Annotated in this window: 31 protein-coding genes; 18 read left to right on the top strand and 13 right to left on the bottom strand. The window is 61.1% G+C overall.

Annotated elements, in window-relative coordinates:
* The first annotated feature begins 72 nt into the window (after positions 1-72).
* The 10 genes from degS (at position 73) to OKC30_RS05765 (ending at position 9,184) form a co-directional block, all read left to right on the top strand.
* The gene (gene degS, locus OKC30_RS05810) at positions 73-1,200 is read left to right on the top strand and encodes an outer membrane-stress sensor serine endopeptidase DegS (RefSeq protein ID WP_270662637.1); all 1,128 of its coding nucleotides are present in this window, start codon (positions 73-75) and stop codon (positions 1,198-1,200) included.
* Positions 1,201-1,507: 307 nt separating this feature from the next.
* A complete protein-coding gene (locus OKC30_RS05805) occupies positions 1,508-1,870 on the top strand; it encodes a transcriptional regulator (protein ID WP_010675859.1) in 363 nt (120 codons plus the stop codon).
* Positions 1,871-2,236 carry an SFCGS family glycine-rich protein gene (locus OKC30_RS05800; protein WP_010675860.1) on the top strand — a complete coding sequence of 122 codons (366 nt, stop codon included), beginning with the start codon at positions 1,871-1,873 and terminating at the stop codon, positions 2,234-2,236.
* Entirely contained in the window at positions 2,236-2,532 is a 297-nt protein-coding gene (locus tag OKC30_RS05795) for a DUF4312 family protein (protein WP_041211841.1), read from the top strand. Before OKC30_RS05800 ends, OKC30_RS05795 begins: the two co-directional genes overlap by 1 nt.
* Positions 2,533-2,557: 25 nt before the next feature.
* Positions 2,558-3,334, top strand: coding sequence for a DUF4311 domain-containing protein (locus OKC30_RS05790; RefSeq protein WP_010675862.1), 777 nt, complete (start codon positions 2,558-2,560; stop codon positions 3,332-3,334).
* A gap of 11 nt (positions 3,335-3,345) precedes the next feature.
* The gene (locus tag OKC30_RS05785) at positions 3,346-3,996 is read left to right on the top strand and encodes a DUF4310 family protein (RefSeq protein ID WP_041214029.1); all 651 of its coding nucleotides are present in this window, start codon (positions 3,346-3,348) and stop codon (positions 3,994-3,996) included.
* Between the two features lie 201 nt (positions 3,997-4,197).
* Entirely contained in the window at positions 4,198-5,337 is a 1,140-nt protein-coding gene (locus OKC30_RS05780) for an amidohydrolase/deacetylase family metallohydrolase (RefSeq protein ID WP_160837582.1), read from the top strand.
* Positions 5,321-6,436 (top strand): DgaE family pyridoxal phosphate-dependent ammonia lyase, encoded by a 1,116-nt coding sequence (locus tag OKC30_RS05775; protein WP_270662645.1) that lies wholly within the window; start codon positions 5,321-5,323, stop codon positions 6,434-6,436. Before OKC30_RS05780 ends, OKC30_RS05775 begins: the two co-directional genes overlap by 17 nt.
* A complete protein-coding gene (gene dagF, locus OKC30_RS05770) occupies positions 6,436-7,176 on the top strand; it encodes a 2-dehydro-3-deoxy-phosphogluconate aldolase (RefSeq protein WP_113978331.1) in 741 nt (246 codons plus the stop codon). The genes OKC30_RS05775 and dagF overlap by 1 nt, the downstream gene beginning before the upstream one ends.
* Before the next feature lie 103 nt (positions 7,177-7,279).
* Entirely contained in the window at positions 7,280-9,184 is a 1,905-nt protein-coding gene (locus tag OKC30_RS05765; protein ID WP_270662650.1) for a BglG family transcription antiterminator, read from the top strand.
* A 15-nt stretch (positions 9,185-9,199) separates the two neighbouring features.
* Here the strand turns inward: OKC30_RS05765 and npr are convergent, their stop codons facing one another.
* The 10 genes from npr to OKC30_RS05715 all read right to left on the bottom strand — a co-directional run bounded on the left by npr (position 9,200) and on the right by OKC30_RS05715 (position 16,011).
* Positions 9,200-9,472: a PTS phosphocarrier protein NPr gene (npr, locus tag OKC30_RS05760; RefSeq protein ID WP_010675868.1), complete on the bottom strand. Its 273-nt coding sequence runs from the start codon at positions 9,470-9,472 to the stop codon at positions 9,200-9,202.
* Between the two features lie 20 nt (positions 9,473-9,492).
* A complete protein-coding gene (rapZ, locus tag OKC30_RS05755) occupies positions 9,493-10,359 on the bottom strand; it encodes an RNase adapter RapZ (RefSeq protein WP_010675869.1) in 867 nt (288 codons plus the stop codon).
* A 40-nt stretch (positions 10,360-10,399) separates the two neighbouring features.
* A complete protein-coding gene (gene ptsN / locus OKC30_RS05750; RefSeq protein ID WP_010675870.1) occupies positions 10,400-10,846 on the bottom strand; it encodes a PTS IIA-like nitrogen regulatory protein PtsN in 447 nt (148 codons plus the stop codon).
* Between the two features lie 2 nt (positions 10,847-10,848).
* On the bottom strand, positions 10,849-11,136 hold the full coding sequence (hpf, locus tag OKC30_RS05745) for a ribosome hibernation promoting factor (protein WP_270662659.1): 288 nt from the start codon (positions 11,134-11,136) through the stop codon (positions 10,849-10,851).
* A 20-nt stretch (positions 11,137-11,156) separates the two neighbouring features.
* Positions 11,157-12,596 carry an RNA polymerase factor sigma-54 gene (locus OKC30_RS05740; RefSeq protein WP_270809573.1) on the bottom strand — a complete coding sequence of 480 codons (1,440 nt, stop codon included), beginning with the start codon at positions 12,594-12,596 and terminating at the stop codon, positions 11,157-11,159.
* 65 nt (positions 12,597-12,661) lie between these two features.
* The gene (gene lptB, locus OKC30_RS05735; RefSeq protein WP_010675872.1) at positions 12,662-13,387 is read right to left on the bottom strand and encodes an LPS export ABC transporter ATP-binding protein; all 726 of its coding nucleotides are present in this window, start codon (positions 13,385-13,387) and stop codon (positions 12,662-12,664) included.
* A 12-nt stretch (positions 13,388-13,399) separates the two neighbouring features.
* On the bottom strand, positions 13,400-13,918 hold the full coding sequence (lptA, locus tag OKC30_RS05730) for a lipopolysaccharide transport periplasmic protein LptA (protein WP_010675873.1): 519 nt from the start codon (positions 13,916-13,918) through the stop codon (positions 13,400-13,402).
* Positions 13,905-14,465, bottom strand: coding sequence for an LPS export ABC transporter periplasmic protein LptC (lptC, locus tag OKC30_RS05725; RefSeq protein ID WP_270662665.1), 561 nt, complete (start codon positions 14,463-14,465; stop codon positions 13,905-13,907). Before lptC ends, lptA begins: the two co-directional genes overlap by 14 nt.
* Positions 14,462-15,016: a 3-deoxy-manno-octulosonate-8-phosphatase KdsC gene (kdsC, locus tag OKC30_RS05720; RefSeq protein WP_041211851.1), complete on the bottom strand. Its 555-nt coding sequence runs from the start codon at positions 15,014-15,016 to the stop codon at positions 14,462-14,464. The genes lptC and kdsC overlap by 4 nt, the downstream gene beginning before the upstream one ends.
* The gene (locus tag OKC30_RS05715; RefSeq protein ID WP_029314845.1) at positions 15,016-16,011 is read right to left on the bottom strand and encodes a KpsF/GutQ family sugar-phosphate isomerase; all 996 of its coding nucleotides are present in this window, start codon (positions 16,009-16,011) and stop codon (positions 15,016-15,018) included. Before OKC30_RS05715 ends, kdsC begins: the two co-directional genes overlap by 1 nt.
* A gap of 206 nt (positions 16,012-16,217) precedes the next feature.
* Here OKC30_RS05715 and mlaF point away from each other — a divergent pair, with 206 nt between their 5' ends.
* From mlaF to murA, 7 genes are read left to right on the top strand one after another with little or no spacing between them, the layout of a single operon-like run.
* Positions 16,218-17,018 (top strand): phospholipid ABC transporter ATP-binding protein MlaF, encoded by an 801-nt coding sequence (gene mlaF, locus OKC30_RS05710; protein WP_069785529.1) that lies wholly within the window; start codon positions 16,218-16,220, stop codon positions 17,016-17,018.
* The gene (mlaE, locus tag OKC30_RS05705) at positions 17,018-17,797 is read left to right on the top strand and encodes a lipid asymmetry maintenance ABC transporter permease subunit MlaE (protein WP_010675878.1); all 780 of its coding nucleotides are present in this window, start codon (positions 17,018-17,020) and stop codon (positions 17,795-17,797) included. Before mlaF ends, mlaE begins: the two co-directional genes overlap by 1 nt.
* Before the next feature lie 7 nt (positions 17,798-17,804).
* Entirely contained in the window at positions 17,805-18,302 is a 498-nt protein-coding gene (mlaD, locus tag OKC30_RS05700) for an outer membrane lipid asymmetry maintenance protein MlaD (protein ID WP_010675879.1), read from the top strand.
* Between the two features lie 2 nt (positions 18,303-18,304).
* Complete coding sequence (gene mlaC / locus OKC30_RS05695) at positions 18,305-18,937, top strand: phospholipid-binding protein MlaC (protein WP_039040470.1); 633 nt, start codon at positions 18,305-18,307, stop codon at positions 18,935-18,937.
* The gene (locus tag OKC30_RS05690) at positions 18,934-19,206 is read left to right on the top strand and encodes an STAS domain-containing protein (RefSeq protein WP_010675881.1); all 273 of its coding nucleotides are present in this window, start codon (positions 18,934-18,936) and stop codon (positions 19,204-19,206) included. Before mlaC ends, OKC30_RS05690 begins: the two co-directional genes overlap by 4 nt.
* On the top strand, positions 19,206-19,463 hold the full coding sequence (gene ibaG, locus OKC30_RS05685; protein WP_010675882.1) for a BolA family iron metabolism protein IbaG: 258 nt from the start codon (positions 19,206-19,208) through the stop codon (positions 19,461-19,463). Before OKC30_RS05690 ends, ibaG begins: the two co-directional genes overlap by 1 nt.
* Positions 19,464-19,482: 19 nt before the next feature.
* The gene (murA, locus tag OKC30_RS05680) at positions 19,483-20,739 is read left to right on the top strand and encodes a UDP-N-acetylglucosamine 1-carboxyvinyltransferase (protein WP_109112473.1); all 1,257 of its coding nucleotides are present in this window, start codon (positions 19,483-19,485) and stop codon (positions 20,737-20,739) included.
* Positions 20,740-20,903: 164 nt separating this feature from the next.
* On the opposite strand, the gene OKC30_RS05675 is transcribed toward murA, so the two are convergent.
* The gene (locus tag OKC30_RS05675) at positions 20,904-21,155 is read right to left on the bottom strand and encodes a YkgJ family cysteine cluster protein (RefSeq protein WP_010675884.1); all 252 of its coding nucleotides are present in this window, start codon (positions 21,153-21,155) and stop codon (positions 20,904-20,906) included.
* 572 nt (positions 21,156-21,727) lie between these two features.
* Positions 21,728-22,738: a class II fructose-bisphosphatase gene (gene glpX / locus OKC30_RS05670; RefSeq protein ID WP_039040467.1), complete on the bottom strand. Its 1,011-nt coding sequence runs from the start codon at positions 22,736-22,738 to the stop codon at positions 21,728-21,730.
* Between the two features lie 218 nt (positions 22,739-22,956).
* On the opposite strand from glpX, the gene OKC30_RS05665 reads away from it, so the two are divergent.
* Complete coding sequence (locus OKC30_RS05665) at positions 22,957-24,015, top strand: porin (protein WP_029313567.1); 1,059 nt, start codon at positions 22,957-22,959, stop codon at positions 24,013-24,015.
* A gap of 82 nt (positions 24,016-24,097) precedes the next feature.
* Here the strand turns inward: OKC30_RS05665 and OKC30_RS05660 are convergent, their stop codons facing one another.
* Positions 24,098-24,577, bottom strand: a complete 480-nt coding sequence (locus tag OKC30_RS05660; RefSeq protein WP_201972699.1) for a GNAT family N-acetyltransferase — start codon at positions 24,575-24,577, stop codon at positions 24,098-24,100.
* Positions 24,578-25,014: the final 437 nt, after the last annotated feature.

Here is a 25,014-nt window from a genome sequence, read left to right as displayed (position 1 = left end):
CAACCGCCGCGGGTGATTTTTATCCATCGATAATGTTATTCTCTGCCCGCAGCCTGTACGGACGAGAAAGACATGAAAATCCCACCTCTGATCAGCTACTTGGGCAAGTCCGTCGGCTTTGGCCTCGCCATGGCTGCGCTTTTGTTGCTGGTGTTCCCCGATTTTCGCGGCGGCGCTCCCCTGCCGGGCCTCATCACCAACGCCCGCGAGCTGAACTTCTCCTACGCGGCCCATCGCGCCGGCCCTGCCGTCGTCAACATCTACACCCGCAGCTTCGCCGGCAATCGCGGTGAAAAAGCCGAACTCAGACCCCAGGGGCTGGGGTCCGGCGTCATCATGAACCAGCGCGGTCACGTGCTCACTAACTATCACGTCATCGCCGATGCGGACCAGATCATCGTCGCCCTGCAAGATGGTCGGGTGTTCAGTGCAGAGCTGGTCGGCACCGACAAACTGACCGATCTGGCGGTGCTCTACATCGAATCGGACAACCTGCCGGTGATCCCTCAGGACCCGGATCGTCTGCCGGACGTGGGAGACGTGGTGCTCGCCATCGGCAACCCCTACAACGTCGGCCAGACCATCACCCAGGGCATCATCAGCGCCACCGGGCGTATCGGCCTCTCCAGCATGGGGCCGGACAGCAATGGCAGACAGGATCTGCTGCAAACCGATGCCGCCATCAACGAGGGCAACTCCGGAGGCGCCCTGGTCAATGGCCGTGGCGATCTGGTGGGTATCAATACCGCCGCCTACCACCTCAACGGCAATCAAGAGAGCTATGGCATCAGTTTTGCTATCCCCTACAAGCTGGCCAAGCGCATCATGGACGAGCTGATCGCCAACGGTCGGGTCATCCGCGGCTACCTCGGCATCTCCAGCGTCGAGATCAATCCCATCGTCGCTCGCATGCTGAACCTGGGGGACTTGCAGGGGTTGGTGGTGGAGAGCCTGGATCCCAATGGCCCAGCCACCAAGGCCGGTCTCAAACGTGGGGATGTGCTGCTCAAGATCAACGGAGAGGCCATCACCGGCGTGCGTCCCGTCATGGACAAGATCGTAGAGAGCCGCCCCGGCACCAAGCTCACCATCTCGGTGATCCGCAACGGCAAGCCGCTGGACGTCGATGTCATCATCGAAGAGGACCTGCGCTACCAGAATCAGACCCTGCCGACCAGCAGTGCGGCACCCGCCACCTGAGAGGCGGATCCTCGCAGGGCCCGACAGGGCCCTTTTTTGTGCCCGCTTTCCTCCGGCCCCGCTTGTGCGTGAGACAGCTCACACATTGCGCCAATAAACGATCGGGCGAAAGCGCCGTCAAAACCCGCCACCGATCACACTCCCTTGCCGCCAGTCCGCTCCTTTCCTCTTCTTGATCGCCAAAAGGGCTTCTTTTGATGCCTTTCCCTCCGGATTTCCACTTCGAATCGGAAAAAACCTGCCTCCTCCCGCACTCTCCTCCGCTTTATGGTGATCCCATCTTTTCTGCCAGCCTGGAGAGCAGACCTTGAACACCGACACCCATGACGCCCCCCTGACCCCGGACAGCCCGGCACTGCTGCGCAAGACCGACCTGACCCTGGCCCGCATTCACAACCTGCTGGCGGATCAGGGCATACGCCCCAACGACGTGCAGCAGCAGATGCTGGCCTCCCACGTCAAGGCCATGGTGTGGCGCTCCTACAGCGGGGAATCCCTGCCGGAAGTCGACCTCAGCCTGTTCGAGGAGATCTCCCCCCTCTCCCTGCGCCTGGCCGAACAGGTCGTCGCCTGGCTCGACCGCCTCGCCTACGAGGAGGCGCACCTCTTGTCCGTCCATTTTGAAGTGGCCAAAGAAAACGAACTCAGCTCAGTAAAAGGAGAAAGCTAAATGACTGCCATCAAACTCGTGATTGGAGATCGTCTCGGCAAGGGTCAGAAAGTGGGGGCGGGCGCAGAAGCCGCCGGCGCCACCGTGACCGTCATCCCCGGCATGGCCGCCGACATGAAGCTCGGTGATGTGATGAACAAGGAGCAGGCCGACCTTGGCATCTCCTTCTGCGGCAGCGGTGGCGCGGGCGCCATCACGGCCCAGACCAAGTACGGCTACAAGTGCCGCTACGGCATGCGATCCATCGAGGAGGGTGTCACCGCCATCAACGAGGGGTGCGTGGTACTGGGCTTCGGCTTCATGGACAAGGAAGAGCTGGGCCAGAAGCTGATCGAAGCCTTCGCCAAGAAACACGGACGCGCCTGATGAAAGAGCACTTCACCACCCGGATCACGGTCAACGGCAAGGGGGCGACTCGCCAGCAGGCGTTCGCTGCAGCCCTCAGCCAGGTGCAACCCAGCCTGCTCAAGGAGAGCCCCAAGGTGATGCTGCGCATCGAACCCCTCGAGGTCGAGGTGCTCGAGGCCGAGGAGTCGGTACGGGTGGAGAAGTTCCTGTTCTTCTTCCTGCCACGCCAGCGCCACGAGTTCCGGGTCCGGCTGGCGATCACCGTCAAGGTCACCAGCCTGGATGTCGACAAGGTGGATTTCACCCGGGCCTGACCCCACAACCAAAAGGACAAGTTGGATGTTTCTAATCATTTTGATGAAGTCACTCATCATCGGCGGCCTGGTAGGCGTCGGGGTGGGGGCTGGCGCGGCGCGGATGTTCCACGCCCCGACCGTGCAGGGGATGGGCGCGTTCCGTACCCTGGGCGAGCTCAACTCCTGCGAAGGGGACCCCGCATCCCACTTCTCGTTCGGTCTGGGCTTCTTCTTCAACGCCTGGGCCTCCACGGTCGCGGCCGGCGCCTTCACCCAGGACGTGGATCACCGCATCCTGCCGAACTGGGGTGCAGCGGCCCTGATGATCAAGAACCGGGATCTCGCCACCACCCTCCATGATCCCAAAAAGATGGCCATCGCCTGCGGCATCATTGGTGCCATCGTGGTCGCCTTCCTCAACAGCACGGCCGCCGCCGTACCTGCCGCCCTGCAGGTGACCGCGGTCAAGGTGCTGGTGCCCGCCGCCAACCTGCTGGTCAACACCGTCATGCCGGTGATCTTCTGGCTGGCCGCCATCGAGGCAGGCAAGAAGTCCGGCTTCTGGGCCACCATCTTCGGCGGTCTGGCCCAGCTCATCATGGGCAACGCGGTACCAGGCCTGGTGCTTGGCATCCTGATCGGCAAGGGGGTGGAAGAGAGCGGCTGGAACCACGTCACCAAGGTGATGATGAGTGCCATCGTCCTGTTGTTCGTGCTGAGCGGCTTCTTCCGCGGCTTTGACATGAAACTCATTGAATCCTTCCACCTGGGCGTTCCCCTGTGGCTGGAAAACGTCCACAACCTCATGAGCGGCAAATAAGGGTGCACACCATGGATGAGAAACTGAGAAACAACTTCTGGTATGCCGACTGGTCCTTCCCCATCTTTGTCGGTCTGCTCTCTTCCGGCGTCTTCGCCGGTACCCACATGTTCTACCTCTACGGGGTCGGCGCATTCAACGAGGTGGCCTTCGTTGCCATGCTCAAGGCCGGCATGGACACGGGGGCCTATGGTGCAGTCGCCGCCTTCGGTGCCAGCTTCCTGTTCGCCCGCATCATCGAGGGCTCCCTGGTGGGGATCCTCGACATCGGCGGCGCCATCCAGACCGGAGTCGGCCTCGGAGTGCCCGCCCTGCTGCTGGGGGCCGGCATCATCTATCCGGTGGAAAACTTCACCGCTTCCCTGATCACCGGCATGGGGATTGGGATGGCCATCGGCTACGTGATCATCCTGGCGCGCAAGTTCACCATCAACCAGAGCAACTCCACCTACGGCGCAGACGTCATGATGGGGGCTGGCAACAGCTCGGGCCGCTTCCTCGGTCCCCTCATCATCCTCTCCGCCATGGGCGCCTCCATTCCCATCGGGATAGGCTCCCTGCTGGGTGCCCTGCTGTTCTACATCTGGGAGAAGCCCATCACGGGCGGCGCCATTCTGGGGGCCATGCTGTTCGGGACCTTCTTCCCCATCGCCCTGGCTTAATCCAAGGCCGTCTCTTCGGCGGCATTCAAGAACCTGTTTGCGCTCTGCCGCGAAAGGTCGTCAGCAAGGTGAAGAGCAGCGCAGGGGCCGGAGCGTATGGATAGACGTGAGAACTCCTGGTTACAAATACGCGAGCAGCACATGAGCCTTGGAAGCGGCCTCGCAGTAAGAGCACAAGCAGGTTCCAAGAGGGATATCAGCATGTACGACATGATCATCAGGGCGGGACGCCTGGGAAACGGGCAGCTTGTCGACGTCGCCATCAAGCATGGCAAGATAGCGGCGCTGGGTTCGCTACCAGAGAGCACGGAGGCGAAGCAAACCCTCACTCTGGGCGGGCAGGTCCATGTGAGCGCCGGCTGGATCGACGGCCACACACACTGCTACCCCGCCTCTCCCCTCTATCACGATGAGCCGGATAAGGTGGGCGTGGAATCCGGCGTCACCACCGTCATCGACGCCGGCAGCACCGGAGCCGACGACGTGGACGACTTCCAGCGTCTCGCCGCCACCTGCAAGACCCGGGTGCATGCCCTGCTCAACATCTCCCGCATCGGTCTGCTGCGTCAGAACGAGCTGGCGGATCCGGCAGACATCGATCCCGTCCTCGCCCAAGCGGCCATCCGGCGCCATCCCGGCTTCATCGTCGGCATCAAGGCGCGCATGAGCGGCAGCGTGGTGGGTGAAAGCGGTCTGCAACCCCTGCGCATGGCCAAGCAGATCCAGCAGGCCAATGGCAACCTGCCACTGATGGTGCACGTGGGCAACACGCCGCCGGATCTGGACGAGATCGTCGCCCTGCTGGGGGAGGGCGATCTGCTGACCCACTGCTTCAACGGCAAGCCCAACCGCATCCTGACCCCTGCGGGTGAACTGCGCCAGGCGGTGCGCGAGGCGATGCGGCGGGGACTCTTGCTCGACATCGGCCACGGCAGTGCCAGCTTCAGCTTCGAGGTGGCAGAGCTGGCCATTGCCCAGGGCATCCTGCCCCACACCATCAGCTCAGACATCTACTGCAAGAACCGCATCAAGGGGCCCGTCTACAGCCTTGCCCACGTGATGTCGAAGTTCTTCGCCATCGGCATGACCCTGGAGCAGGTGCTCGCCTGCGTCACTCACCAGGCCGCCGATGCCCTGCGCCTGCCCGGCAAGGGGCGACTCGAGGTGGGCGCCGATGCAGACATCACCCTGTTCGAGGTGAGCTGCGGCCCCACTCTCTTTACCGATACCGAGGCCGGCACCCGCAACGGTGATCGGCAACTGCTCCCTCTCGCCGCCCTGGTGGGCGGCGCACTGGTTCTGACTCACTACGGGAAATCACACCATGCCTTCTGTGTATGAGAAATACCGGCTCAAACCGGTGATCAACGCCTCCGGGCGCATGACCATTCTCGGCGTCTCCACCCCCGAGCAGGAGGTGGTCGACGCGGTCAACTTCGGCCTAGGCCACTACTTCGAGGTGAAGGATCTGGTCAACAAGACCGGCGCCTACCTGGCCGAACTGCTGGGTGTTGAAGATGCGGTAGTGGTCTCCTGCGCCAGCGCCGGCATCGCCCAGTCGGTGGCCGCCATGATCGTGCGCGGCGACCCCTATCGCCTCGAGCAGTTGCATGCTCATGCCCACGACGTGCCGAGCGACATCGTGCTGCCCAAGGGCCACAACGTGAACTTTGGTGCCCCCGTCGGCACCATGGTCAACCTGGGGGGCGGCAGGGTGGTGGAGGCAGGCTACGCCAACGAGTGCTCACCCGCCCAGCTGGCCGCCGCCATCAATGCCAATACCGCCGCCATCCTCTACATCAAGTCCCACCACTGCGTGCAGAAGAGCATTCTGTCGGTGGCCGAGGCGGCCGAGGTGGCCAAGGCACACGGGATCCCGCTCATCGTCGATGCAGCGGCCGAAGAGGATCTGCGTCTCTACTACAACCAGGGTGCGGATCTGGTCATCTACAGCGGCGCCAAGGCCATCGAAGGGCCCACCAGCGGCCTGGTGCTCGGCAGGCGTCAGTATGTGGGGTGGGTCAAGCAGCAGGCTGGCGGCATAGGCCGTGCCATGAAGGTGGGCAAGGAGGGGATCCTCGGCCTGACCCACGCCATCGAGCGCTACCTGGCCAAAGAGAAGGAGAGCGGCACCGCCATGGTCGCCAAGATGACCCCCTTCATCGAGCGCCTCAACCAGCAGCCCGGCGTCAGCGCCAAGGTGGTGTGGGACAGTGCGGGGCGCGACATCGCCCGCACCGACATCGCCTTCGACCACCAGCAGATCCGCATGACCACGGTGGAAGTGGTCTCCCGTCTGCAACAGGGTACCCCCGCCATCTACTGCCGCGGCTACAAGGCCAACGAGGGGCACATCGAGATAGATGTGCGCAGCGTCACCCTGCCCCAGCTCGACCAGATCCACTCCGCCATTGCCCACCTCGTTCAGGAGAACAACTGATGTCTCTTACCCCCAATTACTACCGCGATCGGGTCTGCCTCAACGTGCTGGCAGGTTCCAAAGAGAATGCCGTCGACATTTATGAGGCTGCCGAGGGCCACGTCCTGGTCGGTGTGCTCTCCAAGAACTACCCGGACATCCCCTCTGCCGTCGCCGACATGCAGGCCTACGCCAAGCTTATCGACAACGCCCTCTCCATCGGGCTGGGAGCAGGGGATCCGCGCCAGTCCGCCATGGTGGCCGAGCTGGCCCGCCAGTTGCAGCCTCAGCATGTCAATCAGGTGTTCACCGGGGTCGGGGCCAGCCGGGCGCTGCTCGGTCAAGCTGACACCCTCGTCAATGGCCTTGTCTCCCCCACCGGCATCCCCGGCATGGTGAAGATCTCCACTGGCCCCCTCAGCGCACAGCAGACTGACGGCATCGTCCCCATCGACACCGCCATTGCCCTGCTCAAGGACATGGGCGGCAGCTCGGTCAAGTTCTTCCCCATGGGGGGACTCGCCTGCCGCGCCGAATATCAGGCAGTGGCCGAGGCCTGTGCCCGCCACGGCTTCTGGCTGGAGCCCACCGGCGGCATCGATCTTGAGAACTTCGAGGAGATAGTGCGGATCGCGCTGGAGGCAGGAGTCGAGAAGGTGATCCCCCACGTCTACAGCTCCATCATCGACAGTGTCAGTGGCCAGACCCGGCCGGAGGATGTGCGTACCCTCCTCGCCATGGTGAAGGCACTGCTGGCATAGCAACCCCACAGGCACCGGTCCGATCACTGGGCGGTGCCTGGCTTGTTAATGACCCCCTTGTTAACATCGACCCACCATGCGCGACAGGAGTCCTCACCCCCTCATGACCAAGCTGCCCCACCCCAGACTCCAGCAACTGCTCGCCCTGCTTCACGCCGAGCCTCTGCCACAGGAGGAGCTGGCCCGCCGTCTCAATGTTTCCACCCGCACGGTGCGTACCGACGTGGCGACCCTGAACGAGCTCATTGCCACCCGGGGCGCCCACCTGATCCATCAGCGGGGCAGCGGTTACCAGCTCAAGATCTACAATCAGGGACTGTTCGATGCGCTGCTGGCCGCCCAGGGGCAGGAGAGCCCTCTGCCTCGCACCAGCCGCGAGCGGGTGCTGCACCTCCAGGTCTTGCTGCTGACGGCGGAACAGGGGATCAAACTCGACGAGCTGGCGGACACCTGGTATCTCAGCCGGGCGGCTTTGCAAGGGGACATGACGGAGGTGCGGGAGCGGCTCGCCCACTTCGGGCTCACCATCGACAGCAAACCCAGAGTGGGGATGCGCATTGCGGGAAGCGAGATGGCGATCCGCGCCTGCCTCACCCAACTGCTCTGCCAGGAGCTGCTGCACCAGCATCCGCTCCAGAGCCTGTTGCCCACCCTCTGCCCCAGCAAGACGCTGGAGGTAGTGGGCAACCACATTCACGAGCAACTCGGTCGCCATCAGCTGCGCCTGGCCGACGAGAGCCTGCAGCAAGTCACCGTCTACTGTGCCGTCGCCCTGCTTCGCCAGGCGTCTGGCCACGAGTTGCGCCAGTTTGCCAGCGACGACATCACCCCGCCCCTGGCAGTGGTGGCCCGCGACATCTATGCCGAGCTGCCAACCCTGACGTCACCGGGGCAGGAAGAGATCGCCTGTCTCGCCATCCAGATCCAGGCTCGCCTCACTGCAGAGACGCCCCTGCTCAGCCCGGCCATGGCGGCCGAGAGCGAGCAGCTGACTACGCACCTGCTGGGTTACATCCACCACCACTACCCCTATGACCTGCGCGGCGACCCGCAATTGCGAGCCGACCTGCAGACTCATATCGGCGCCATGCTGCTGCGGGTCAAATACCAGATTGGCAGCCACAATCCCCTGGCGGACCACATCAAGCAGTATTACCCCCTCGCCTACGACATCACCCTGGCGGCCATCTCTGAGTGGATCAGGCAGACCCCCTACCGGTTGACCCACCACGAGATCGGCTACCTGGTGATCCACATCGGGGTCGGCCTGGAGCGCCACTACGACATCGGTTACACCCGGCGCCCCCAGGCGCTGCTGCTGTGCGATGCGGGCAACGCCACCTTCCGGGTGCTGGAAGCACGCATCCGGCGGGAATACCCCCAACTGCAGCTGACCACGCTGGAGTCGGTGCGGGACTATGAGGGACTGGTACGAGTCGAGCAGGATTTCGTCATCAGCACCCTCAAGGTGAGCGAGAAGAATGCTCCCGTGGTGCAGGTCTCCCCCTTCCCGACCCAGTACCAGCTGGAGCAGCTCGGCAAGCTGGTGCTCGTCGATCGCACCCGTCCCTATCTGCTCGACAAGTATTTCGATGCCGACCACTTCATGGTGCTTGATGAACCCATCAGCCAGGGGGCGCTGTTTGATCGCATCTGCAGCCAGCTTGAGGCGGAGGATCTGGTGCAGAGCGGATTCCGGGGATCCTTGCAGGAGCGGGAGCAGATCGTCTCAACCATGCTGGGGGACGGCATCGCTCTACCCCACTCCCTCGGCCTGCTGGCGCGCCGCACCCTGGTCTATACCGTGCTGGCCCCCCAGGAGATCGATTGGGGTAACGGCGAGAGCGCTACCCTCATCTTCGTGCTGGCCATCGCCAAGGCGGATTATGAGGAAGCCATGGGACTTTATGATCTGTTTCTGGCACTGATGAACGAAAAAGCCAGCAGAAATCTGCTGGCTTGTCGGGATTTTGCCGCTTTCAAGGCGCTGGCTCGCAGCGCACCTTGAGCACGCCGAGGCGTATTACTCCTCATTGAAGCCCGAGGTGAACAGCGCCACCACGGCGGCCAGGGCCTCCACCTCTTCGGGGCCCTCCACCTGCACCTCCACCTGTTTGCCCTGGGCGGAGTCCAGCATCAGCAGGCCGATCACGCTGTCCGCGTCGGCCTCGACTCCCTCTTCGTTGCGCAGCAACACGTGGGCATCGAACCCCTGCACCAGCTCGAACAGCATCATGGCCGGTCGCGCGTGAATGCCTAACTTGTTTTTGACTTCTACCGAGGCGGAAACGGTCATCTGAGCATCCTGTGGATCTGTCAGGCGGGGTTTGAACGCTTGTCCAACGTGCGATGGCGGATCTGCACGTTCTTGCCAAGCAACCGGAATGCGCTGGCCAGCCGCTCGGCGATGAACACCGAGCGGTGTTGTCCGCCGGTACAGCCGATCCCGACGGTCACATAGCTGCGATTGTTGCGCTCCAGGTGGGGCAACCAGGTCCCCAGCATATTCTCGATCTGCTGGATGAACAGCATGACATCCGGCTGGCTGGAGAGGTAGTTGGCCACGGGCTCATCCTTGCCGGTGAAGGGCTTGAGCTCCGGGATCCAGTGCGGGTTGGGCAGGAAACGGGCGTCGAACACGAAGTCCGCATCCTTGGGAATGCCGTACTTGAAACCGAATGACTCGAACACCAGCACCAGCTCGTTCTCTTTCTTGCCGAGCACCCGGGTTTTGATGAGCTCGCTGAGATCGTGAATGCTGAGGTTGGTGGTGTCGATGCGCAGGTCGGCGGTCGAGGAGAGCGGTGCCAGCAGGTGGGTCTCTTCCCGGATCGCCTCGTCCAGCGAAAGCTTGTTGCGGGACAGAGGATGCAGACGGCGGCTCTCACCGTAGCGTTTGAGCAGGGTCGCGTTGTCCGCATCGAAGAAGAAGCTCGAAAACTTGACTCGCCCCTCGTTGCGCACCTGGCTCAGCAGGTTCTCCAGCCTGTCTGCCTGGGCAGGCAGGTTGCGCACGTCGATGCTGACCGCCAGCTTGTCATACTGGCTCTCCACCGACACGATCAACTGGGGCAGCAGGTTGACCGGCAGGTTGTCCACGCAGTAGTACCCGAGATCCTCGAGCACCCTCAGGGCCACCGTCTTGCCGGAGCCCGAACGACCGCTTACTACTATTAACTGCATCTTGTCCCCTCACGCCAACGTGGCTGTGTCAGACCCGGCCTCAGGCCGACGTCATGATCTGATAGAGTTCTTCGTCGCTGGTCGCCTGGCGCAGCTGGCGGCAGACGGCCTTGTCACCCAGTTTGGATGCCATCAGGGAAAGAGTCTTGAGGTGCTGCTTGCACTCGCTTTCCGGCACCAGCAATGCAAAGAGCAGGTCAACCGGTTGATTGTCGATAGAATCGAAAGGGATGGGCTCGGAGAAGGTCATCAACACGGCGGTCGGCGCGAAGGCGTCGTCAATCCTACCGTGGGGGATGGCGATACCGGCTCCGATCCCGGTACTGCCCATCTTTTCTCGCGCCAGCAGGCTTTCAAACAGGACCTGGCGGGAAGCGCCGAGGCGCTCTGCGGCCAGTTCACTGATGATCTCGAGCGCGCGTTTCTTGCTGGTACAAGGGACCGCACTCTTGGTGCAGTCCCGACTCAGTATGTGTTCAAGTTGCATAGTTATTTTTGATTTAACTTATCTTTGTGCTTGATGATCTGCCGATCCAGTTTATCCAGCAGGGTATCAATCGCCGCATACATGTCGGCATGCTGCGAATTGGCGAACACCTCTCCCCCGCTGACATGCAGCTTGGCTTCGGCGATCAGGTTCAGTTTTTCGACGCTCAACACCACGTGTACGTTGTTGATATGGTCAAAGTGACGCTCGAGTTTGGCAAATTTGTTGTTCACATAATCACGCAGAGCTTCGGTAATCTCGACATGGTGTCCGGTCAGGTTAATTTGCATAACGTCTTCCTTTTGTTTGCCTAAACCAGGCGTTTGCGCTGATTGGATGGCGGGATCAACAAGGATTCACGGTACTTTGCGATCGTGCGTCTCGCCACCATAATACCCTGTTCGGCCAGCAAATCCGCGATCTTGCTATCACTAAGCGGCTTGGCGGGGTTTTCCGCCGTCACCAGCTTCTTGATCAGGGCGCGAATAGCGGTCGATGAGCACTCTCCTCCTCCCTCCGTATTGACGTGACTGGAGAAAAAAAACTTCAGTTCAAAAATGCCGCGGGGCGTATGCATGTACTTCTGGGTCGTGACCCGTGAAATGGTCGACTCATGCATCTCCACCGCTTCCGCGATGTCGTTGAGTACCATGGGTTTCATGGCCTCTTCGCCGTACTCGAAAAAGCCCTGCTGCTGCTCGACGATGCAGCTGGCCACCTTGAGCAGGGTGTCGTTACGACTCTCCAGGCTCTTGATGAACCACTTGGCCTCCTGCAAATGAGAACGGATGAACTGGGTATCCGTGCTGCTGCGAGCATTGCGCGCCATGGCCGCATAGGCCTCGTTGACACGGATGCGCGGAGCAGAATCCGGATTGAGTTCAACCACCCACTTGCTGCCCTTCTTGACCACGGACACATCCGGGATCACGTACTGGGATTCACTCTGGATGATGCCGTTGCCGGGTCTGGGCTCCAGTTGCTGGATAAGATCCAGCACCTCCTTGAGATCGCTCTCCTTGAGGCGGGTCTTGCGAGCCAGGGTGCGGTAGTCGCGATTGCCGAGCAGGTCCATGTGTTCGCGGATCACCTCTCTGGCTTCCTCGATCCAGGGCAGGTCCGGCGAATACTGGCCGAGCTGGATCAGCAGACACTCTTGCACCGAACGGGCGGCGATGCCGACCGGATCGAAATGCTGCACCCGCTTGAGCACGGCTTCGATCTCATCCAGTTCGACTTCTACCTCCTCGCTGCTGACTGCAGCCTGAATATCCTCGAGGGTGGCAGTCAGATACCCGGATTCGTCGATGGCATCGATGATGGCAAGCGCGATGGCAGCATCCACATCACTGAACGGGGTGAGCCGCATCTGCCACAGCAGGTAGTCCTGCAGGTTCTCGGTGGTCTCCCCCTGATAGACGCTGTCTTCCCCGTCATGGATGGGGCCTGCACTCTGAGCTGTACCGGCCGAGTAGACCTCGTCCCAGGTGGTGTCCACCGGCAGTTCATCCGGCATGCTCTCCTGGGCCATGGCATCGCTGGAGTCGAGTTGACTGGCGTCCTGTGTCTCTGCCTGACTGGTTTCCTGCGCCTCGTTCTCCTCTTGCTCCAGCAAAGGGTTGTTGTCGAGCGCTTGCTGAATTTCCTGCTGGAGTTCCAGGGTGGAGAGCTGGAGCAGACGAATCGCTTGTTGTAATTGTGGCGTCATGGTCAGGGACTGACCGAGACGCAACTGTAATGTCGGCTTCATCTACGTCGGGATATCCTTATGTTCAGCGAGGCAGTCACCTAACAAAAATGAGGGGTGCCCCCTTACTATAGACTGAATTGATCGCCCAAATAGACGCGCTTGACCTGCTCATCGGCGAGGATATCGGCCGGCGCGCCCTCGGCAATCATCTTGCCGTGGCTGACGATATAGGCCTTCTCGCACACATCCAGCGTCTCTCTGACGTTGTGGTCCGTAATCAGCACACCCAACCCGCGCTCTTTCAGATGCTGGATGATCTTTTTGATATCGATGACTGAAATAGGATCAACACCTGCGAAAGGCTCATCGAGCAGAATAAATCTCGGTTCTGCCGCCAGCGCCCGGGCGATTTCCACCCGGCGCCGCTCCCCACCCGAGAGGCTCTGGCCCAGGCTGTCGCGGATATGGGTGATATTGAACTCTTCCAGCAACTGTTCGACCTTATCCTCCCGCTCTTCGCGGCTCAACCCCTTGCGGGTCTGCATGACCCCCATCAAGTTGTCGAACACCGACAGGCGCCGGAAGATGGAGGCCTCCTGAGGCAGATAGCCGATGCCATTGCGGGCACGGATATGCATGGGCTGCAGGCTGATGTCCTGCTCGTCGATGGTGATGAGGCCGGCATCCCGCTGCACCAGGCCCACGATCATGTAGAAGGAGGTCGTCTTGCCCGCACCGTTCGGGCCGAGCAGGCCCACGATCTGGCCCGTTCCCACCTCCAGGCTCACATCGCTGACCACCATGCGGCGCTTGTAGCTCTTTTGCAGACCCGTTGCTTTTAACACTGCCATGGCTGTTGTTTCCTACTTCTTCTGATCGGCGGGTTTGTCAAAGTTCTCCACCTGATCCGGCAGGAACACCGTCTTGACGCGCTGGGTGGGCCCCTTGCTCTCGGCAATCATCTTCTGCTTGACGATGTCGTAGCGAATGAGATCGCCGGTCACCTGGCTGTCTTCCTGCTTGAGCTGGCCATTGCCGGTGATGGTCACCAGCCGGTTCTTAAGCTCGTAGCGGATGCTGTTGCCATGGGCATTAACCGGTTTGCCGTTGTCCAGCACCTGGAAGAAGGTGGCTGGGTTGCCATACGCGGTCATGACCTCGGCGCCCTTGTCGCCGGAGCGGATCACCACCACCTTGTCAGCCTTAATCTTGATGGTGCCCTGGGTGATGATGACATCCTCGCTGAAGGTGATGCGGTTGTCCTGCATCTCGGCCACCTGCTTGACAGCATCCACATAGACCTTCTCGGCAAAGTCGGACTCTTTGGCATTCAGGGAACCGCACAGCAACAGGGCCGTGAGGGCCAGATTAACGTTTTTCATTGAAATAAGTGGCATGGCCTTTATCCAGTAACTCGAAATATTTACGTTCCAGGTGACCCTTGAGGCCAACGCCCTCGGTCTGGAACTCCTGGCCCACAATGCTGATGTGCTGGTTGCTTCTCATCCCCTGCGTCACCAGATCCAGCTCCAGATAGGAGGTATCCAGCGTGGAGATGAAGGAGGCGGGCAGCAGACCGTCCAGATGCACCTTGTCACGGAGGATCACATTGTCATCGGTGTTGAGCACCCCGGTTTCGGCCGTCAGCTTCCATTCGGCCGCGCCCTTGTCATCGAACATGTAGACCACCGGCTTGGTGAAAGTGGCCTGCTCGAACACCTGGTAGTACTCCGCATATTCGGATTCCAGCCGCTCGGTGCGCTTGCCCTGCTCGTTGAAGCGGGTCGTCACCAACTCTCTGGCGGTGAAGTCCGGTTGAAAATTTTCCGTCTTGGTGGTCGGCTCGGGGACCAGCTCGATCTCCCCCAGCTGCCAGGCCGCCAGCGCAGCCAGAAACAGCAGGCCGAACAGCACAGTCTGTTTGTTCATCGCGACGCCTCGGGTTGATAGTCAGCCAATCCCTGGGCCTGCAAGATCAGGTCGCACACCTCGCGCACGGCCCCGACGCCACCGCCAAGCCGCGTCACCAGATCCGCCTTCGCCAGCACAAGCGGATGGGCGTCGGCAACGGCGATACCCAGGCCGCAAGCCTGCATCACCGGTAGATCGATGGTGTCATCTCCCATATAGGCGGCTTGCGATGCATCCAGCCCGAGCTTGGTCAGCAAGGCCTCGAAGTGGGGCAGCTTTTGGTCTGCACCCTGCACCAGGTGCTGGACTCCCAGACTCTTCATGCGATCGCTGACGATGCGGGAGTTTCGCCCCGTGATGATGGCAATCTCGATGCCCGCATTGAGCAGGGCACGCATGCCGGCACCGTCACGGGTGCAGAAAGTCTTCAGCTCTTCGCCGTTATTGCCCATATAGATGAAGCCGTTGGAGAGCACCCCATCCACATCGCACACCAGCAGGCGGATCTGCGCCGCCTTCTCGTACTGGCTGCGCGTCACCGGACCATAGAGGGTCGGTACGTCTTGCATCAAATTACTCCGGCTTTCAGCAGGTCATGCATGTTGAAGGCACCCAGCGGGTGTCTCTCCCCATCCACGACCAACAACCCGTTGATTTTCCTGGTTTCCATCAGCTTGACGGCCTCGGCAGCCATCATCTCAGGCCCTACGGTAACACAGTTCACCGTCATGACGCGGCTGATGGGGGTGTGATGAATATCCACCTGCAGGTCCAGAATGCGGCGCAGGTCACCATCGGTGAACAGACCGGCAAGCAGCCCTTGATCGTCCACCACCGCCGTCATGCCGAGCCCCTTGCGGCTCACTTCCAGCAGCGCCTGGCTGATGGTGGCATCTATCCCCACCTTGGGCAACAGCTCGCCGCTGTGCATCAGATCGCCCACTCGCAACAGCAACCGCTTGCCGAGGGACCCGCCCGGGTGCGACAGCGCAAAGTCATCGGCGGTGAAGCCACGGGCCTCCAGCAGGGCCACGGCCAGCGCGTCCCCCATCACCAGGGTGGCGGTAGTGCTGGATGTCGGGGCCAGACCGAGGGGGCAGGCCTCTTTCTCCACCTTGATGCACAGGTGCACGTTGGCCTCTTTCGCCATGGTGGAAGCAGGATTGCCTGTCATGCAGATGAGTGGAATGCCGCGGCGCTTGAGCACCGGCAGCAGGGCCAGGATCTCGTCGCTCTCGCCGGAGTTGGAAATGGCGATGATGAGATCCCCGGCTGAGATCATGCCGAGATCCCCGTGGCTGGCCTCGCCCGGGTGCAGGAAGAAGGCGGGCGTTCCCGTGCTGGCCAGGGTCGCGGCAATCTTGTTGCCGATATGACCCGACTTGCCCATGCCGGTCACCACTATCTTGCCGCCACAGCGCAGCACCATCTCGCAGGCGCGCTCGAACGCCTCGTCAAGGTACTGGTAGAGTCCATCAATGGCTTGTTTTTCTATGTCCAGCACCGCTCGGGCGCTGCGACGGAAATCGAACAATTCAGACACTTTTTCAGGCTTTACAGACATAAAGGCACAGCTCCGGGCCGAAATTTGCTGCGGGATTATAAAAAAGTCTGCCGAGATAAGCGAATCGGATGCGGAATGGGCGGTCATTGACGCAGGTTGTTACATAAAACTGTCGCGTACTTGGGGGGGAAACCCGCTCAATAGTTGTTCCTCGCTGTTGCTTAGACCTAGACTAGCCCATAAAATTCGCTCTTCATTTATACCGGATGGACAATTGTTTGAACGATGACCTGATCACCATCTCCGACCTGACCTTCAGTCACGGGGATCGGCTGCTGTACGACAGGATCAACCTGACCATTCCCCGTGGCAAGGTCACCGCCGTCATGGGTCCGAGCGGGATCGGCAAGACCACCTTGCTGCGCCTGATCGGGGGCCAGCTCAAGCCTGAGTCCGGTCAGATCCTGTTTGACGGGGAAGACGTTCCCACTCTCTCCCGTTCACGCCTGTATGAAGTGCGTAAACGGATGAGCATGCTGTTCCAGAGTGGCGCATTGTTCACCGGCATGACCGTCTTCGACAACGTGGCCTTCCCGCTGCGGGAGCACTCCGGCCTGCCGGAAGAGCTGATCCGCACCATCGTCATGATGAAACTGCAGGCTGTCGGTCTGCGCGGGGCGGCCAAGCTGATGCCGTCCGAGCTCTCCGGTGGCATGGCGCGTCGCGCGGCCCTGGCGAGATCCATCGCGCTGGATCCGGATCTCATCATGTATGACGAGCCCTTCGTGGGGCAGGACCCCATCACCATGGCGGTGCTGGTGAAGCTCATCAAGGAGCTCAACGATGCCCTCGGCATCACCTCCGTCATCGTCACCCACGACGTGAAGGAGGTGCTGAGCATCGCCGACTACGCCTACATCATCGCCAACCGCAAGGTAGTGGCACACGGCACACCGGAGCAGCTGCGCGAGGAGCACAATCCCGAAGTCGAGCAGTTCCTCAAGGGATTGCCCGACGGTCCTGTTCCGTTTCATTTTCCGGCAGGCGACCTGCTACAGGATCTGTGATGTTGACAAGTCAGATAAGCAAGCTGGGCCGCAGCGGTGTGCGTTTCATCAACGCCGTCGGCCGGGCAACCATCATGCTGTTTCATGCACTGGCAGGACGACCCCAGCCACGCAAGCACTTCCCGCTGCTGGTGCAGCAACTGTATGTGGTGGGAGTGCAATCCGTCGCCATCATACTGGTGTCAGGCCTCTTCATCGGCATGGTGCTCTCCCTGCAGGGTTACAACGTATTGAAGGATTTCGGCGCAGAGCAGAGCCTGGGGCCTCTTGTTTCCCTCTCCCTGCTCCGTGAGCTGGGTCCTGTGGTCACCGCCCTGCTGTTCGCCGGTCGTGCGGGCTCCGCCCTCACCGCCGAGATCGGCCTGATGAAGGCCACCGAGCAGCTCTCCAGCCTGGAGATGATGGCGGTCGATCCGCTGCGCCGGGTCGTGGCGCCCCGCTTCTGGGCCGGGGTCATCAGCATGCCGCTGCTGGCCTTCATGTTCAGCCTGATCGGCATCTTTGGCGGCAAGCTGGTTGGTGTCGACTGGCTGGGGGTGGACGAAGGCAGTTTCTGGTCCGCCATGCAGGCCTCCGTCGACTGGCAGGACGACATCATGCAGGGCGCCATCAAGAGCCTGATCTTCGCCCTGGTGGTGACTTGGATAGCGCTCTTCAACGGCTATGATGCCAAACCGACCTCGGCCGGGATCAGTCAGGCGACGACCCGTACCGTGGTTCACTCATCCCTGGCCGTGCTCGGTCTGGATTTTATACTCACCGCAGTCATGTTTGGATAAGGGAAAGATGAAGTTCAGCAAAGTAGAATTTCTGGTTGGCGCCTTCATGCTGGCTGGCATCGCGGCCATTCTGGCATTGGCACTGCAAGTGGCGGGATTGAGTTTCAAACCGGAAGGAGAAACCTATACCCTGCGCGCCCATTTCGATAATATCGGCGGCCTGAAAGTGCGCTCGCCGGTCAAGGTCGGCGGCGTCGTCGTCGGTCGTGTCAGCGACATCACCCTGGATCCCAAGAGCCAGGTCCCCATCGTTTCCCTGCAGATGCAGAAGAGTGCCGGCGAGTTCTCCGAGACCAGCACCCTCTCCATCCTGACCTCTGGCCTGCTCGGTGAGCAGTACATCGGTTTGGCACCGGGGTTCAGCGATGAGGAGATGGGCACCAGCATGCTCAAGGATGGCGACATGATCGAAGACACCAAGTCCGCCATCGTGCTGGAAGATCTGATTGGCAAGTTCCTCTACAGCCAGTCCTCTCCGGCCAACACACCCGCAACCAAGGAGTAACCATGTTCAAGAAGATCGCCCTGATGCTGGGTCTGATGACCAGCATGCTGTTCTCCCTCGTCGCCCGTGCGGATGTCAACACTTCGGACCCCTATGCCCTCGTGGATCAGGCCGCCCAGCAGACCTTTGCCCGCCTGAAAGCCGATCAGGCCCAGGTGAAGAGCAACCCCGATCACCTGCGCGTTATCATCCGCGAGGAGCTGCTGCCCTACGTGGACAACCGCTTCGCCGCCTACAAGGTGCTCGGCAACCAGATCAAACAGACGACCCCTGCCCAGCGTGACGCCTTTGTGGACGTCTTCACCGAGTACATGGTGAGCTCCTACGCCGACGCCCTGGCACACTTTGACAAGCAGACCGTCAAGGTCCAGCCCGGTAAAGCCGCCGAGAGCAACATCACCGCCGTCAACGTCAGCGTGAAAGAGGCCGGCAAGCCGGACATCTTCCTCGAGTTCAAGCTGCGCAAGAACAACAAGACCGGCGAGTGGAAAGCCTTCGACATGGTTGCCGAAGGGATCAGCCTGCTCTCCGCCAAGCAGAACGAGCTGGGCGGCCTCATTCGCCAGAACGGCATCGATGCGGTGATCGCCCAGCTGCGTGAACACAACGCCAAGCCGCTGGTGATCAAGTCATGATCCTGAGCGGTGACTTGCAGGCCCCGCAGGTCAACGATCTGTGGCAACGCCGCGCCGACTGGTGGCAGGACGATCGGCTCGAACTCGGTGCCGTCACTACCCTGGATTCCGCCGGCCTTGCCCTGCTGGTCAAGTGGGCCAAGGCGGCACTGGCACGGGGTGCCACTCCGACACTGGTGGGTGCCTCCAACGATTTCCATACGCTGGCCAACCTCTACGGGGTGGCCAGCCTCTTTCATTCAACCCCGCTCACAACTGAGGACTCATAATGCAAGTCTCTGAAATTGAAGCGATACTCCTCGAGGCTTTGCCATTGTCCGAAGTCCATGTCAAAGGGGACGGCAGTCACTACCAGGTGATCGCCGTCGGCGACATGTTTGACGGCATGAGCCGGGTCAAGAAACAACAGGCCATCTATGCCCCGCTGATGGACAAGATCGCCACCAACGAGATCCACGCTCTCTCCATCAAGGCCTATACCGACGCCGAGTGGAAACGCGAGCGTAAATTCCAGCTGCCCTCCTGATTTGGTAAAGAAGTAAACCATGGACAAATTCAAGATCACCGGCCCCTGCACCCTCTCCGGTGAAGTGACCATCTCCGGCGCCAAGAATGCCGCCCTGCCCATCCTGTTTGCCACCCTGCTGTGTGACGAAGAGGTTCAACTCTCCAACGTACCGCGCCTGAAAGACGTGGGTACCACCCTCAAGCTGCTGGAGATGCTGGGCGCCACCACCAAGGTCAACGGCAACGTGACCGTGCTGACCGGCGCGGTAAACAATCATGTCGCCCCCTACGAGCTGGTGAAGACCATGCGTGCCTCCATCCTGGCCCTGGGCCCGCTGGCAGCCCGCTTCGGTGCAGCAGACGTCTCCCTGCCCGGCGGCTGTGCCATCGGTGCCCGCCCGGTCAACCTGCATGTCCACGGCCTGGAGCTGATGGGCGCGAAGATCGTCATCGAAGAGGGCTACATCAAAGCCCGCGTCGACGGCCGCCTGAAAGGTGCCCACATCCTGATGGACATGGTTTCCGTGACCGGTACCGAGAACCTGATGATGGCCGCCACCCTGGCTGACGGTCGCACCGTGATCGAAAACGCCGCCCGTGAGCCGGAGGTGGTCGATCTGGCCAACTTCCTCAACGCGCTGGGCGCCAAGATCCAGGGCGCTGGCACCGATACCCTGACCATCGACGGCGTAGAACGTCTGCACGGTGGCAGCTACAGCGTGCAGCCCGATCGCATCGAGACCGGCACCTTCCTGGTGGGCGCCGCCGTGACCGGTGGCAAGATCACCTGCCGCAACACCGACCCCAGCCTGCTGGAAGCCGTACTGGTCAAACTGGAAGAGGCTGGCGCCCTGATTGAAAAGGGTGACGACTGGCTCACCCTCGACATGACAGGTCGTACCCTGAAACCTGTCACCATCAAGACCGCCCCCTACCCGGCGTTCCCGACCGACATGCAGGCACAGTTCACCGTGCTGAACGCGGTCGCCCAGGGCACCGGCATGGTCACCGAGACCATCTTCGAGAACCGCTTCATGCACGTGCCCGAGCTGGTACGGATGGGTGCCGACATCGAACTGCAGGGCAATGTGGCCATCTGCCGCGACACCCAGCAGCTCAAGGGTGCCCAGGTGATGGCGACCGATCTGCGCGCCTCCGCCAGCCTGGTGCTGGCCGGCTTCGTGGCCGAAGGGGCCACCATCGTCGATCGCATCTATCACATCGACCGTGGCTACGAAGACATCGAGCACAAGCTGCAAGGCCTGGGTGGTCGCATCGAGCGCATCAAGGAATAAGCTGGCTTCACCATGAGCCGACGATAAAAAAGGCCCCCTCGCCAGGCGAGGGGGCCTTTTTCATGACTCCGAATGGCGGCACCCCCTTCTCCCCTTGCGGGAGAAGGGGGCGGGGACGAGGAGGACAAGCAGACACCCTTTCCCCGAGGGAGAGGGTCAAGGGTTCAGGCGGTCAGCCGCTCCAGCTCGCCGATAAGCCAGATGGCCTCCTGGCGATGGGAGCCGCACACGTCCGCCATGGGGCGAAAGCCGCCGCACACCGCCGGGCGCTCCGGCTGGCCGAAGATCTTGCACCCCAGGTGCGCATCGAGCTGCACACAGGGCACACCGGCGGGCTTGCCGTCCGGCATGCCGGGAATGGCACTGCTGATGCTGGGGGCGATGCAGCAGGCACCGCATCCCTGACGACATTCCATGTGATTTTTCCTCTGTGGGGCACCGCAGTGTAGCAAGGAGTCCGGTTTCTCCTAAGCCTTATCCCTGCCCGGGCACCCTGGCGCCCTGCAGAGCGCAAAAAGCCCGGCACTGCCGCAATGCTGTTCACTTAAGAGAATTTGAGTTCCAGTCCACGTAGTATCAGGGCTAAAAAATGAGGGAGGCATGATGCCTCCCTCTTTCTATTGCAAGCCACGCTGGATAAAGGCTGAAGGAACATCGACTGGAAACAGCCTTGCTCCCCCAACTCAAGTCGCATTTATGAATAATTAGTCAAAAATGTGCTTATCTGAACAGCATTGCGGCACTGCCGGGCTTTTTGCTGCGGGAGTCAGCACATCACAGGATGATGTCGCGTACCACGCTGTCCTTGCGATCCAGGAAGTGGATCGACTTGATACGACGGCATGAGAGTACGTGACTTGCCGCCACCGCCATCCTCCTGCTTACAGGATGATGTCGCGTACCACGCTGTCTTTGCGATCCAGGAAGTGGATCGACTTGATACGACGGCATGAGAGTTCGTGACTTGCCGCCACCGCCATCCTCCTGCTTACAGGATGATGTCGCGTACCACACTGTCCTTGCGATCCAGGAAGTGGATCGACTTGATACGACGGATGGTGCGCGATTTGCCGCGGATCAGCAGGGTCTCGGTGGTTGCCATGACGCCGTCGCTGGTGATCCCTTCCAGCAGATCACCCTTGGTGATGCCGGTGGCCGAGAAGATGACGTTGTCATTCTTGGCCAGATCTTCGAGCTTGAGCACCTTGCTCACGTCGATGCCCAGCTCCTCGCAGCGCGCGATCTCCTGTTCACCCAGGGCGCGAACCTCGGGGCTGTCACCCTTGACCTGGTGGCGGGGGATCAGGCGAGCCTGCATGTCGCCGTCCAGGGCGCGGATCACCGCGGCGGAGATCACCCCTTCCGGTGCGCCACCGATGCCGTAGAGCATGTCCACTTCGCTGTCCGGCAGACAGGTGAGGATGGAGGCGGCCACGTCACCGTCGGGAATGGCGAACACCCGCACCCCCAGGCCCTGCATCTCCTTGATCGCCTTGTCATGACGCGGCTTGGCCAGAGTGATGACGGTCAGACGGGAGAGGGGCTTGCCGAGCGCCTTGGCCACGGCCTTGAGGTTCAGCTCCAGGGCCTGATCGAGATCGATGGCGCCTCTCGCCTTGGGGCCCACGATCAGCTTTTCCATGTACATGTCGGGAGCCTTGAGGAAGGATCCCTTGTCGCCCACCGCCAGCACGGCCAGGGCATTGGCCTGACCCATGGCGGTCATGCGGGTCCCTTCGATGGGGTCGACCGCGATGTCCACGGCGTCGCCCTGACCCGTGCCCACCTTCTCGCCGATGTAAAGCATGGGGGCTTCGTCGATCTCCCCTTCGCCGATCACAATCTCGCCATCGATCTGGATCTGATTGAGGATGTGGCGCATGGCCGCCACGGCCGCGCCATCGGCGATATTCTTGTCACCACGTCCGAGCCACTTGTAGCCAGCCAGTGCAGCCGCTTCCGTCACTCGGGAAAATTCGATTGCCAGTTCACGTCTCATCGCATATCCAACCTTAGGAGCTCGAAAACGGGCGGCATTCTACCACAAGGGCAAACCTTTGCGCGTAAAAGTGGCGACCAGCCACATAAATCCCGGTTTTCATCCCGCTGACATGGAACCGACACGGTTTGTTCATTGCACGGTCACCCGACTGTCATCTGTCACTTCTAGCATGGCCCCGTCTTTTAAAACAAAAGCTTGCAACACAAGGGATCATGATGAAAAAGCTGACAGTAGTAGCATTGGCTCTTACCGCCGCCTTCCAGGCTCAAGCCGTCGAAGTGTACAAAAACGAGAGCACCCTGCTCGACCTCTACGGCCGCATCTACGCCGGCCAGTTCTTCGGCGAGAAGAAAGAGCTGGACGCCAACGGTGACATCAAGAACGAATACAGCGACAAGCAGGGGGCCAACCAGTTTGTCCGTCTGGGCGCCAAGGTAGAGAGCGAGATCAACCCGGGTCTCAAGGCGCTGGCCCAGTACGAACTGCAGATGTACATCAACGACAGCGAGAAGACCGTCAGCGAGAACTCCGACAACCTGCGTACCCGTCTGGCGTTCGCCGGTGTCGGCGCCAACTGGGGGACCGTCACCTTCGGTCGCCAGAAGGGGGCTCCTGGCTTCCTGGCGGACTGGACTGATGTCTCTCTCTCCGACGGTTACGGCAACGAGGCACTGGGCGCCAAGACCGACACCTTCGCCACCAACCGCGCCGGCTCCGTGCTGAAGTACTCCGGCCTGTTCAACGGTTTCCAGGTCGATACCAGCTACAAGTTCGATGGCGGTGACACCGAAGAGACCTCCAGCAAGGACAGCGATGCCGCCTACGGTGCCGCCGTGGCCTACACCTTCCCGTTCAACCTCTCCCTGGGGACCGCCTACAACGTGGGCATCCGCGACAAGAGCGGTGAAGAGGATGCCAAGCTGTGGCTGCTCTCCGCCAAGTACGACAACAAGGCCCTCTACGCCGCCCTGAGCTATGCCGACGGCAGCGACTTCCTGGCCACTGGCAAGGATCACACCGGCTGGGAAGGGGCGCTGGGTTACAACTTCGAGAGCGGCTTCGGCCTGATGGCCCTGTGGAACAAGCAGAAGGTGGAGCAGGCTGGCAAGTCTGACTACGACTCCATCGACTACTACACCCTGGGTGCCCAGTACAAGTTCAACAAGAACCTGCGCGTCATCGGCGAGTACCGCATCAACAACCTCGACAGCCATGACAGCGGCAAGCTCAACACCAAGGATGACTTCCAGCTGGCGGCCCGCTACGACTTCTAAGTCGGCAACCACCTGATGACACGGCGCGCAGAGCACTCTGCGCGCCGTTTTTCATTTGGGAAGATCGCGTTGTCACTGAGGCTCAGAGCTTCTTCTGCCAGAACATGGCCCGGCCCACCTCGGGATCGAGCTCATAACCCGCAAAGCCGCTGGCACGATAGGCAGCCTGGGCCACCTTGTTCCCCTCCAGCCCCTCCAGGGTCAGCTTGCAGCAACCGAGCTCCCGGGCGAGCCGCTCCGCCTCCGCCAACAGCTGCTTGCCGATGCCGTGGCCGCGATGGGCAGGGTGTACCGCCACGTCGTGGATATTGAGCAGCGGCTGACAGGCGAAGGTCGAGAAGCCCTCGAAGCAGGTGGCAACGCCAGCGGGCTCCCCATCGACCCAGGCCAGCAGCACATGGGCACCGGGTCGCGCGGCCAGGGCGTCGGCCAGATTCGCCTTCACCTCGTCCGCCAGCGCACTGCCGCCCCCCATCTCGTCCCTGGCGTATTCGTCCAGCATCGCGATCAGCGCCTCGCCGTGGCGAGGGTTGTGCAGATCCGCCCTGATGATCTCGACCATGTTTCTCTCCCTGTGTGTTCCGGATGGTGCGCCAAGGCGCGAGGCTACCATGGTAGCGTCCCCTCCGAACCGAACCAAAGCTCCCCCGGCCTTTTCCCCGAGGTTCCAGCCCCCTCAATGCCTGCCCGCCAATGATCTCTTTTTCTTGCATCTTCTCCTTGCAAGGCAAATGAAAATCAATATCATTAGCAACCTCTCGCGATGAGAGAAATCAATAATTACAAATAAATCAACAAGTTCAGGCCGATTGGTCGACAAAGAGTCACACCCAGATGAACCATTCCCCCCCCCCGCGCGCCTTGCTGGGCGTCGCCTTGCTGGCGGTTTGCACCAGCCCCCGTGCCGAAGACGAAACCCTGAGGCGCTGTTTCCCAAATCAACCATCAAGCCACAACTGCCCCAGCCCCAAGTGACCGTTACACTCGGGGCTTTCTGAC

It is taken from the genome of Aeromonas sp. QDB18 (assembly GCF_027705325.1).
Classification (GTDB): Bacteria; Pseudomonadota; Gammaproteobacteria; order Enterobacterales; family Aeromonadaceae; genus Aeromonas; species Aeromonas caviae.
This window is presented reverse-complemented; position numbering and strand designations above follow the sequence as displayed.

Bases quoted from the DNA above. Each gene is read 5' to 3' on its own strand.
- degS (WP_270662637.1), top strand. From the start codon at position 73: ATGAAAATCCCACCTCTGATCAGCTACTTGGGCAAGTCCGTCGGCTTT.
- OKC30_RS05800 (WP_010675860.1), top strand. From the start codon at position 1,871: ATGACTGCCATCAAACTCGTGATTGGAGATCGTCTCGGCAAGGGTCAG.
- OKC30_RS05795 (WP_041211841.1), top strand. From the start codon at position 2,236: ATGAAAGAGCACTTCACCACCCGGATCACGGTCAACGGCAAGGGGGCG.
- OKC30_RS05790 (WP_010675862.1), top strand. From the start codon at position 2,558: ATGTTTCTAATCATTTTGATGAAGTCACTCATCATCGGCGGCCTGGTA.
- OKC30_RS05785 (WP_041214029.1), top strand. From the start codon at position 3,346: ATGGATGAGAAACTGAGAAACAACTTCTGGTATGCCGACTGGTCCTTC.
- OKC30_RS05780 (WP_160837582.1), top strand. From the start codon at position 4,198: ATGTACGACATGATCATCAGGGCGGGACGCCTGGGAAACGGGCAGCTT.
- OKC30_RS05775 (WP_270662645.1), top strand. From the start codon at position 5,321: ATGCCTTCTGTGTATGAGAAATACCGGCTCAAACCGGTGATCAACGCC.
- dagF (WP_113978331.1), top strand. From the start codon at position 6,436: ATGTCTCTTACCCCCAATTACTACCGCGATCGGGTCTGCCTCAACGTG.
- OKC30_RS05765 (WP_270662650.1), top strand. From the start codon at position 7,280: ATGACCAAGCTGCCCCACCCCAGACTCCAGCAACTGCTCGCCCTGCTT.
- npr (WP_010675868.1), bottom strand. From the start codon at position 9,472: ATGACCGTTTCCGCCTCGGTAGAAGTCAAAAACAAGTTAGGCATTCAC.
- rapZ (WP_010675869.1), bottom strand. From the start codon at position 10,359: ATGCAGTTAATAGTAGTAAGCGGTCGTTCGGGCTCCGGCAAGACGGTG.
- ptsN (WP_010675870.1), bottom strand. From the start codon at position 10,846: ATGCAACTTGAACACATACTGAGTCGGGACTGCACCAAGAGTGCGGTC.
- hpf (WP_270662659.1), bottom strand. From the start codon at position 11,136: ATGCAAATTAACCTGACCGGACACCATGTCGAGATTACCGAAGCTCTG.
- OKC30_RS05740 (WP_270809573.1), bottom strand. From the start codon at position 12,596: ATGAAGCCGACATTACAGTTGCGTCTCGGTCAGTCCCTGACCATGACG.
- lptB (WP_010675872.1), bottom strand. From the start codon at position 13,387: ATGGCAGTGTTAAAAGCAACGGGTCTGCAAAAGAGCTACAAGCGCCGC.
- lptA (WP_010675873.1), bottom strand. From the start codon at position 13,918: ATGAAAAACGTTAATCTGGCCCTCACGGCCCTGTTGCTGTGCGGTTCC.
- lptC (WP_270662665.1), bottom strand. From the start codon at position 14,465: ATGAACAAACAGACTGTGCTGTTCGGCCTGCTGTTTCTGGCTGCGCTG.
- kdsC (WP_041211851.1), bottom strand. From the start codon at position 15,016: ATGCAAGACGTACCGACCCTCTATGGTCCGGTGACGCGCAGCCAGTAC.
- OKC30_RS05715 (WP_029314845.1), bottom strand. From the start codon at position 16,011: ATGTCTGTAAAGCCTGAAAAAGTGTCTGAATTGTTCGATTTCCGTCGC.
- mlaF (WP_069785529.1), top strand. From the start codon at position 16,218: ATGGACAATTGTTTGAACGATGACCTGATCACCATCTCCGACCTGACC.
- mlaE (WP_010675878.1), top strand. From the start codon at position 17,018: ATGTTGACAAGTCAGATAAGCAAGCTGGGCCGCAGCGGTGTGCGTTTC.
- mlaD (WP_010675879.1), top strand. From the start codon at position 17,805: ATGAAGTTCAGCAAAGTAGAATTTCTGGTTGGCGCCTTCATGCTGGCT.
- mlaC (WP_039040470.1), top strand. From the start codon at position 18,305: ATGTTCAAGAAGATCGCCCTGATGCTGGGTCTGATGACCAGCATGCTG.
- OKC30_RS05690 (WP_010675881.1), top strand. From the start codon at position 18,934: ATGATCCTGAGCGGTGACTTGCAGGCCCCGCAGGTCAACGATCTGTGG.
- ibaG (WP_010675882.1), top strand. From the start codon at position 19,206: ATGCAAGTCTCTGAAATTGAAGCGATACTCCTCGAGGCTTTGCCATTG.
- murA (WP_109112473.1), top strand. From the start codon at position 19,483: ATGGACAAATTCAAGATCACCGGCCCCTGCACCCTCTCCGGTGAAGTG.
- OKC30_RS05675 (WP_010675884.1), bottom strand. From the start codon at position 21,155: ATGGAATGTCGTCAGGGATGCGGTGCCTGCTGCATCGCCCCCAGCATC.
- glpX (WP_039040467.1), bottom strand. From the start codon at position 22,738: ATGAGACGTGAACTGGCAATCGAATTTTCCCGAGTGACGGAAGCGGCT.
- OKC30_RS05665 (WP_029313567.1), top strand. From the start codon at position 22,957: ATGAAAAAGCTGACAGTAGTAGCATTGGCTCTTACCGCCGCCTTCCAG.
- OKC30_RS05660 (WP_201972699.1), bottom strand. From the start codon at position 24,577: ATGGTCGAGATCATCAGGGCGGATCTGCACAACCCTCGCCACGGCGAG.